The organism is Streptomyces sp. NRRL B-24572, assembly GCF_002156145.1.
Lineage (GTDB): Bacteria > Actinomycetota > Actinomycetes > Streptomycetales > Streptomycetaceae > Streptomyces > Streptomyces vietnamensis.
In genome coordinates this window covers 1-8126 of record NZ_MWIG01000987.1, presented here as the reverse complement: position 1 = coordinate 8126, position 8126 = coordinate 1, and the positions used below count along the sequence as shown (strand labels likewise).

The window sequence follows — 8126 nt, the reverse complement described above, 5'->3', positions numbered from 1 at the left end:
CCTGGGGGCTCGCCGGGCTGCGGATCGGGTACGTGCTTGCCGAGCCGGAGACGATCGCGGCCCTGGAGCGGACGCAGCCGCTGTGGCCGGTGTCGACGCCCGCCCTGGTGGCGGCGGAGGCCTGCATGTCGCGGGCGGCGCTCGCGGAGGCGGAGCACGCGGCGCACCGGATCGGCGTGGAGCGGGCCCATCTGCTCGCCGGGCTCGCGGAGTTCGACGAGGTGCGGACGGTCGCGGGGGCCGAGGGGCCCTTCGTACTGCTGCGGATCGACGGGGCGGACGCGGTACGGGAGCGGCTGCGGTCGCTGGGGTTCGCGGCCCGCCGGGGCGACACGTTCCCGGGCCTCGACCGGAACTGGCTGCGGCTCGCGGTCCGGGACCGGGCGACGACGAACCGTTTCCTGCAGGCGCTGGACCAGGCGCTGCTGATCGGCGGCTGACGCCCGGGGCGTACGCGGAAGGGCCCGGGGAGGGCGGTGTCGTCACCGCCGCCCTCCCCGGGCCCTCGTTCCCCCTCCTGGCGCCCCCGGCGCTTCCCCCTCGGGCCGTCAGCCGCGGTTGCGGGCGCGCGAGCGGGTCACGGCGAGGGCGCCGCCGCCGGCGACGAGGAGGGCGAGCGCTCCGCCCGCGATGTACGGGGTGGTGGAGCTGCCGCCGGTCTCGGCGAGGTTCTCGGTGGGCGTGGTGCCGCCGTTGTTCGTCTTGATGCCGCCGGCGTCGCTCGGCTTGACCGAGGGCTGCTGCGTGGGCTGCCCGCTCGGCTGGTGCGTGGGCTGCCCGGTCGGGTTCTCGGTGGGCTTCTCCGTGGGCTTCTCGGTGGGCTTCTCGGTGGGCTTCTCGGTCGGGGCCGTGCCCTTGGGGGTCTCGCAGGTGGCCTCGGCGAGGGTCACCGTGCCGTTGACCTCGGCGACGCCGAGCTTCAGCGGGTTGACCTCCACCTTGAGTTCGAGGGCCGTGGCCGCGGCGGTGCGGGAGGTCGTGGACGTACGGGAGAGGTCCAGGGTGACCTGGCCGACACCCGGCACGCTCACCTGGGTCCGGCCGGCCGCGGACAGGGTGGTCTTCTTGCCGAACACGGTGACGTGGCCGAGGACGTTGGACTGGGCGACCGGCTTCTTCCCCACCTCGCACAGCGCCTTGGACGTGACCTTCTCGACCTCGATGAGGGAGAGCAGCGGGATGCCGGGGACGTGGACCCGGGCCTTGACGAGGTTGACGTACCCCTCGGCCTTCTTCTCGTCCACGGTCGCGTCCGCGGTGGCGACGTCGGCCTTGAGGAGGTCGATCGGCTCCCCGCCCTCGGCCCCCTGCACCTTCACGGAGAGCGCGGTCTCGTTCTCGCTCTCGGGCGCCTTGACCTCGTTGAGGGAGGCCCGCACCGGCACGTTCACGGTCTTGCCGAGGAGGGAGACGTCGAGGCCGGCCCGCAGCACGGCAGCGGTGGCGCGCCCTTCGCCGCCCGTGGCGTGCGCCGCGGGGGCCGCGAGGAGCACGGGTCCGACGGCCAGGGCGGCGACGGTCGCGGCGGCGGCGGTGCGGCGTACGGGCATGCGGAAGGTGTTGCTGTTCAAGATGGTGGAACCCCCACAAGAGACATGGCGTCGCCGGCCGCTCACCACGGGGACGGTGGGTCGGCACGGCCTCGGCGACTTGAGACACCGGAATCTTTACGCACGGAGAGTGAACTGGCGGTCGCCTGACGTAAGTTCACTCCAAAGGGGGGTTTCCGTGTTCATTTTCGATTTTTCTCCATACAACCATTCCCCGCTGCCCCGTGTGTTTCGTACGAGGCGGTGCGCGCGGGATGGGTGAGAACGAGCCGGGCCGACCCCGGGTCACGGATCGTCAACCCGGCGACGGTGGCGGATCCCGGACTCCTGTAGGCTAATTTAGGCCAGCCTAACCTAACCCGAGAAGGGTCTCCGTGAGCATCGAGGTCTACCGGGACGCCTGGGGCGTCCCCCATCTACGGGCCGCGGACCCGAACGAACTCGCCTTCGCCCAGGGGCGGGTCACCGCCCGCGACCGCGCCTGGCAGCTGGAGGTCGAGCGGCACCGGGCGCAGGGCATCACCGCCGCCTTCCTCGGCGCCGCCGAGCTCGACTGGGACGCCTTCGTCCGGCGGGCCCGGCTCGCCGACACCGCCCGCCGCTGCTTCGCACGGCTCGAAGCGACCGACGCGCCGACGGCCGCGTGGGTACGCGCGTACGTGGACGGGGTCAACGACGGTCTCGCCGAAGGCGCCGACCGCGCACCCGAGTTCGCGCGGACCGGCCTCGCGCCCGGCCGGTGGGAGCCGTGGACGCCGCTCGCCGTCTGGCTCTCGACCCACATCCTCTTCGCCGGCTTCCCCACCAAGCTGTGGCGGGACGAGGTCGCCCGGCGGCTCGGCGAGGAGTGGACGGAACTCTTCGCGACGGACGGCCCGGGAACCGCCGGCTCCAACGGCTGGGTGGTCTCCGGCGAACGGACCGCGAGCGGGGCCGCCCTGGTGGCCGGCGACCCGCACCGGTTCATCGAGGCGCCGGGCGTCTACCAGCAGATCCGGCTCGCCTGCCCCGCGTACGACGTGGTGGGCCTGGCCGTGCCCGGCGTCCCCGGGCTCGCCCACTTCGGCCACACCGGGCCGGTGGCCTGGGCGATCACCAACGCGATGGCGGACTACCAGGACCTGTACCGGGAACGACTGCGCAGGCTCCCCGACGGGAGCGTGGAGGCCCTCGGCCCGGACGGCTGGGCCCCGGCGGCCGCGCACCGGGAGACGATCGAGGTCGCGGGCGCGGAGCCGGTGGTGATCGAGGCGATCGAGACGGCCCGGGGGCCGGTGATCATCGACACGGACGGTGGCACGGCCGACGGCTGGGAGGCCCTCGCCCTGCGGTACCCGCCCCGGGTCACCGGGGAGCTCGGCTTCGGGGCGCTGCCCGCGCTGCTCCGTGCCCGGACCGTCGCCGACGTGGACGCCGCCCTCGACGGCTGGGTCGAGCCGGTGAACGTCGTCCAGGCCGCCGACACCCGGGGCGGCCTCCTGCACCGGGTCGCCGGCCACGTGCCCGTACGGGACCGGGCCAACTCCCTGCGCATCGTGCCCGCCTGGGAGCCGGCGCACGCCTGGGCCGATGCCCCGGCACCGCTGCCCCGCGCCGAGGTCCGCGGCCACGCCGTGATGGCCAACGCCCGGGGTCTGGCCGCGCCCCTGGGCGTCGAGTTCGCCCCGCCGCACCGGGCGGCCCGCATCGACGCGCTGCTCGGGGCCTCGGCGGCCTGGACCCCGGAGGCGACCGCCGCGATCCACTCGGACACCGACAACCCCTCGGCGGCCCGCCTCCTGGAGGCGGTACGACGCGCGGGCGGGGGCCTCTCCCCCGCCGGCTCCGACGTCCGGGAACGGCTGCTCGCCTGGGACCGGCGGATGGAAGCGGAGAGCACCGACGCCGGTCTCTACGCGGCCGTGCGCGGGGCCGTCGTACGCCGCCTCGCCGCGCACGAGGCCTTCGCGGCGCTGCGCGGACCCGCCCCGTACCCCGAGCTGTTCCGGCCCTGGCTGCTCCTCGGGCCGCGCGTCGCGTACGCCCTGGAGACGCTGCTCGTGGCCGGGCCCGTGCCCGCCGGGGACGTCGACCGGATCGTGCGCGAGGCGCTCGACGAGGTCGGCGCCGGCGAGCCGCCCGCCGCCTGGGGCGTGACGCACCGGCTGGCTCCCTGGCAGGCGCTGCCCGATCCCGACGACGGGCAGTGGCCGGGGCTCGGCGGGGACCACGACTGCGTGCTGTCCACGTCCAGCGTGCCCGGGTGGACCGACCGCAGCGCCCGCGCCTCCGCCGCCCGGTGCGTCTGGGACCTCGCCGACCGGGAGCGGAGCGGCTGGATCGTGCCGTTCGGCGCGTCCGGCGTCCCCGGCGACCCGCACCACCGCGACCAACTCCCCCTGTGGCTGCGGGGCGGACTCGCCCCCGTCACCACCGACTGGCAGAAGCTCACGAAGGAGCAGGGATGACCACCGCCGTACACGTCCAGACCGTCGAGGGCTTCGGAACCGTCACGGTCCGGCCCGTCGACCCCGACGGTGACGCCCCGCTCCTGCACGGCTGGGTCAACGAGGAGCGGGCCCGCTTCTGGGGCATGGCCGGGACCACCGTCGAACAGGTACGGGAGATCTACGCGCACCTCGACTCGCTGACCACGCACCACGGTTACCTGGTCAGCCGGGACGGGGAGCCGGTCGCCCTCTTCCAGACGTACGACCCCGGGGCCGACCGGGTGGGCGAGTGCTACGAGGTGCGGCCGGGCGACATCGGCGTCCACCTGCTCGTCGCGCCGGGCCTCGCCCCGGAGCCGGGCTTCACCGGCCGGCTGCTCGTCGCGCTCGTCGACTTCTCGCTGAAGGACCGCGCCCGGATCGTCGTCGACCCGGACGCCGGCAACGAGAAGGCGCTCGCCCGGCTCGTACGGGCCGGTTTCGAGCTCGGTCCCGAGGTCGTGCTGCCCGAGGTGGACCTGCCGGAGGTCTTCATCCCGGAGAAGCGGGCCCGGCTCGGGTTCCTCAGTCGCTGATCCCCTGGGGGACCGCCCGGGCTCAGCCCACGACCCTGCCGTTGACGACGATCCGGCGCGGTGCCGCGAGGACGCGGACGTCCGCGCGCGGGTCCTCGCCGTAGACGACGAGGTCGGCCGGGGCGCCCTCCTCCAGGGAGGGGCGGCCCAGCCAGGCCCTGGCCCCCCAGGCGGTGGCCGCGAGCGCGTCGATCGGCGGGATCCCGGCCTTGGTGAGCTCCTCGACCTCCTCGGCGACCAGTCCGTGGGCGAGGGAGCCGCCCGCGTCGGTGCCGACGAAGACGGGCACGCCCGCGTCGAAGGCGGCGCGGACGGTGTCGTACCGGCGCTCGTGGAGCCGGCGCATATGGGCCGACCAGCGGGGGAACTTCTCCTGGCCGCCGTCGGCGAGGTGCGGGAAGGTCGCGATGTTGACGAGGGTCGGGACGATGGCGACGCCCCGCTCCGCGAAGAGCGGGATCGTCTCCTCGGTGAGCCCGGTGGCGTGCTCGATGCAGTCGATGCCGGCCTCGACGAGGTCCCGGAGCGAGTCCTCGGCGAAGCAGTGGGCGGTGACCCGGGCGCCGAGCCGGTGTGCCTCCGCGATGGCCGCCTCGACCTCGGCGCGCGGCCAGCAGGCCGTGAGGTCGCCCGCCCCGCGGTCGATCCAGTCGCCGACGAGCTTGACCCAGCCGTCGCCGCGGCGGGCCTCACGGCCGACGTACGCCACGAGGTCGGCGGGCTCGATCTCATGGGCGTAGTTACGGATGTAGCGGCGGGTGCGGGCGATGTGCCGGCCCGCCCGGATGATCTTCGGGAGGTCCTCGCGCTCGTCGATCCAGCGGGTGTCGGAGGGCGAGCCCGCGTCCCGGATGAGGAGCGTCCCGGCGTCCCGGTCGGTGAGGGCCTGCTTCTCGCTGGTGGCCTCGTCGACGGGGCCGTGCCGGTCGAGTCCGACGTGGCAGTGGGCGTCGACGAGGCCGGGGAGCACCCAGCCCTCGACGGTCACGGCCTCGGCGGCGGGCCGCTCGAAGGTGATCCGGCCGTCGACGCACCACAGTTCGTCGCGTACGTCCTCCGGGCCGACGAGCACCCGCCCCTTCACGTGCAGCACCTCGTGATCGCTCATACCCGCACTCTACGAGCCGTGTCGAGCGGGCAGGTCACGGGCGCCAGTCGGCCTCCAGGTCGTGCGAGGCGGTCTTGGTGAGCTGCTTCAGGCCGGTGCCGTCGGCCCGCACCAGGAAGAGGTGCTCGGGGTCGGCGTCGTCGGTGCCGCCCCGGGTGAAGACCAGGCGCCTGCCGTCCGGCGACCAGGAGGGGAACTTGTCGTTGGCCTGGCCCGAGGTGATCTGGCGCACTCCCGAGCCGTCGGGGCGGATGTCGTAGAGGTGGGTGAAGCCGGTGGAGTCGAGCCGGCTGAAGACGATCCGGTTGCCGCGCGACCAGTCGGGCGTCCAGTCGTGGGAGAAGGCGAGGGTGATCGGCGTCTGGGTCAGGGTGGACAGCTCGACCCGCAGCAGCCTGCTGTTCCCGGAGGTGGTGTCCACGCGGCTGAACGCCAGGTTCTTGCCGTCCGGGGACCACGTCGGGTGGAACTCGTCCTCCGGGGTGGTGGTGAGCCGGGTGGCGGGGGTGCCGTCGACGTCGGCCACGTAGATCTCGCGCTGGGAGTCGACCGGCCGGGAGTAGGCGATCCGCGTGCCGTCCGGGGACCACGCGGGGTCGGAGGCGTCCTTGGTTCCGGGCACGGGCTTCAGGTCGTCGCCCGAGGCCTTCATCGTCCAGATGCCGTCGATCGTGCCGTCGAGGCTGTAGCGCAGGAACGCCACCCGCGTGCCGTCCGGGGACCAGCTGGGCATCACGTCGCTGACGTCGGGGGTGTGGGTGAGCCGGACGGGCGTGCCGCCGAGCGAGGAGATCCCGTACAGGTCCTCGACGGGCTCCGCCGCGTCGTAGCGGGCGAAGACGATCGTGCGGCCTATGGTCGACCACGCCGGGACGGCCGCGACCTCCGCGTCGACGGCTCCGGACGTCCCCGATGTCCCGGACACCACCGCCGTCCCGGACGTCACCGCCGTCCCCGCGGCTCCCGCCGCTCCCGCGGCACAGAGGGTCAGCGGTGCGGTGACGGCGAGCGCCGCGGCGGCCACCGCCGCCCGGCGCAGCAGCGCTCTGTCGTGCACGCCGGTTCTCCCGCTTCCGGTGCTTCCGACCATGGTGTCCACCCCATTCCTCCCGGCGGGCTCCTGCGGCACCGCTCCGGCCCGCAACATCCCACCGACAGGGCCCCGGAGGGAAGCGTCGGGGGCCGACGGTACGAGCCCTGTGACACGCTCCGAACGCCGTCGTGACGGCGCGTCGTCCCCCCGCCGAGGGGAGCGCTTACGCTGGCACGAGCTTCATCCCGATGTATGCGACACGCATACGACACGCGTGCGACACCGAAGAAGGAAACTCCGTGACCGTGACACATCCGCTGCTGGACCTGGCCCCGCTGACCGCCGCGCACTTCGCGTCGATCGAGCGCCGGGTCGCCGCCCTGCTCTCCACGGAGCAGGACGTGGTGATCACCCAGGGCGAGGCGCTGCTGCCCCTGGAGGGGTGCATCCGCAGCGGCGCGCGGGCCGGTTCGACCGCGCTGAACGTCGTCACCGGTCCGTACGGGCAGACCTTCGGGAACTGGCTGCGGGACTGCGGGGCGACCGTGGTCGACCTGGAGGTGCCCTTCCACGCGGCGGTGTCGGCCGAGCAGGTGGAGCGGGCGCTTGCCGAGCACCCGGAGATCGACTTCGTCTCGCTCGTGCACGCGGAGGCGGCGACCGGCAACACCAACCCGGTGGCGGAGATCGGCGAGGTCGTGCGGGCGCACGGCGCGCTGTTCTACCTGGACGCGGTGGCGTCGATCGGCGCCGAGCCGGTGCTGCCGGACGCCTGGGGCGTGGACATGTGCATCATCGGCGCGCAGAAGGCGATGGGCGGCCCCGCGGGCGTGTCGGCGGTGTCGGTGAGCGCGCGGGCCTGGGAGCGGTTCGCCGCCAACCCGGCCGCGCCGCGCCGCTCGTACCTCTCCCTCCTGGACTGGAAGGAGCGCTGGATCGACGGCGGCCGGAAGGCTCTGCTGCACGCTCCGGCGCAGCTGGAGATGCTGGCCCTCGAAGCCTGCGTGGAGCGGATCGAGGCCGAGGGCCTGGACGCGCTGATGGCCCGGCACGCCTCGGCGGCGGCCGCGACCCGCGCGGGCGCGCTGGCCCTGGGCGGCGGTCTGGAGCCGTACGTGTACGAGGCGAAGGACGCGGCGCCGGTGGCGACGACGCTGCGCGTGCCGGCGGGTCTCGACGCCTCGGAGCTGGTGGCGAAGGCCCTCGCGGCCGATCCGTCGCTGCCGCTGATCGCGGGCGGCGGGGCGCTTGCCAAGGAGATGATCCGGGTCAACCACTACGGGGTGGACGCGACGCCGGGGGCCGTGCAGTCCTCGCTCGCGGCCCTGGGCGCGGCGCTCGGCGAGTCGGGCCGCGCGGTGGACCTGGAGGGCGCGCGCCGGGCGGTCACGGAGGCCTGGTAGTCGTGCGTACGGGGAAGGGGCGGGGGTC

Annotated in this window: 7 protein-coding genes; 4 read left to right on the top strand and 3 right to left on the bottom strand. The window is 74.3% G+C overall.

Annotation, left to right across the window (positions count from 1 at the left end):
• A partial coding sequence (locus CCN56_RS39245) for an aminotransferase class I/II-fold pyridoxal phosphate-dependent enzyme (RefSeq protein WP_143664801.1) occupies window positions 1–440 on the top strand: 440 nt, incomplete at its 5' end.
• 108 nt (window positions 441–548) lie between these two features.
• Here the strand turns inward: CCN56_RS39245 and CCN56_RS39240 are convergent.
• Entirely contained in the window at window positions 549–1571 is a 1023-nt protein-coding gene (locus tag CCN56_RS39240) for an SCO1860 family LAETG-anchored protein (protein ID WP_086832382.1), read from the bottom strand.
• A 353-nt stretch (window positions 1572–1924) separates the two neighbouring features.
• Between CCN56_RS39240 and CCN56_RS39235 the strand changes: the two genes are divergently transcribed.
• On the top strand, window positions 1925–3997 hold the full coding sequence (locus CCN56_RS39235) for a penicillin acylase family protein (RefSeq protein WP_086832381.1): 2073 nt from the start codon (window positions 1925–1927) through the stop codon (window positions 3995–3997).
• The gene (locus CCN56_RS39230; protein ID WP_086832380.1) at window positions 3994–4554 is read left to right on the top strand and encodes a GNAT family N-acetyltransferase; all 561 of its coding nucleotides are present in this window, start codon (window positions 3994–3996) and stop codon (window positions 4552–4554) included. The genes CCN56_RS39235 and CCN56_RS39230 overlap by 4 nt, the downstream gene beginning before the upstream one ends.
• Window positions 4555–4576: 22 nt before the next feature.
• On the opposite strand, the gene CCN56_RS39225 is transcribed toward CCN56_RS39230, so the two are convergent.
• On the bottom strand, window positions 4577–5662 hold the full coding sequence (locus CCN56_RS39225; protein WP_086832379.1) for an amidohydrolase family protein: 1086 nt from the start codon (window positions 5660–5662) through the stop codon (window positions 4577–4579).
• A 34-nt stretch (window positions 5663–5696) separates the two neighbouring features.
• Window positions 5697–6719: a DPP IV N-terminal domain-containing protein gene (locus tag CCN56_RS39220; RefSeq protein WP_143664800.1), complete on the bottom strand. Its 1023-nt coding sequence runs from the start codon at window positions 6717–6719 to the stop codon at window positions 5697–5699.
• 281 nt (window positions 6720–7000) lie between these two features.
• Here CCN56_RS39220 and CCN56_RS39215 point away from each other — a divergent pair, with 281 nt between their 5' ends.
• Complete coding sequence (locus tag CCN56_RS39215; protein ID WP_086832383.1) at window positions 7001–8098, top strand: alanine--glyoxylate aminotransferase family protein; 1098 nt, start codon at window positions 7001–7003, stop codon at window positions 8096–8098.
• Window positions 8099–8126 lie beyond the last annotated feature (28 nt).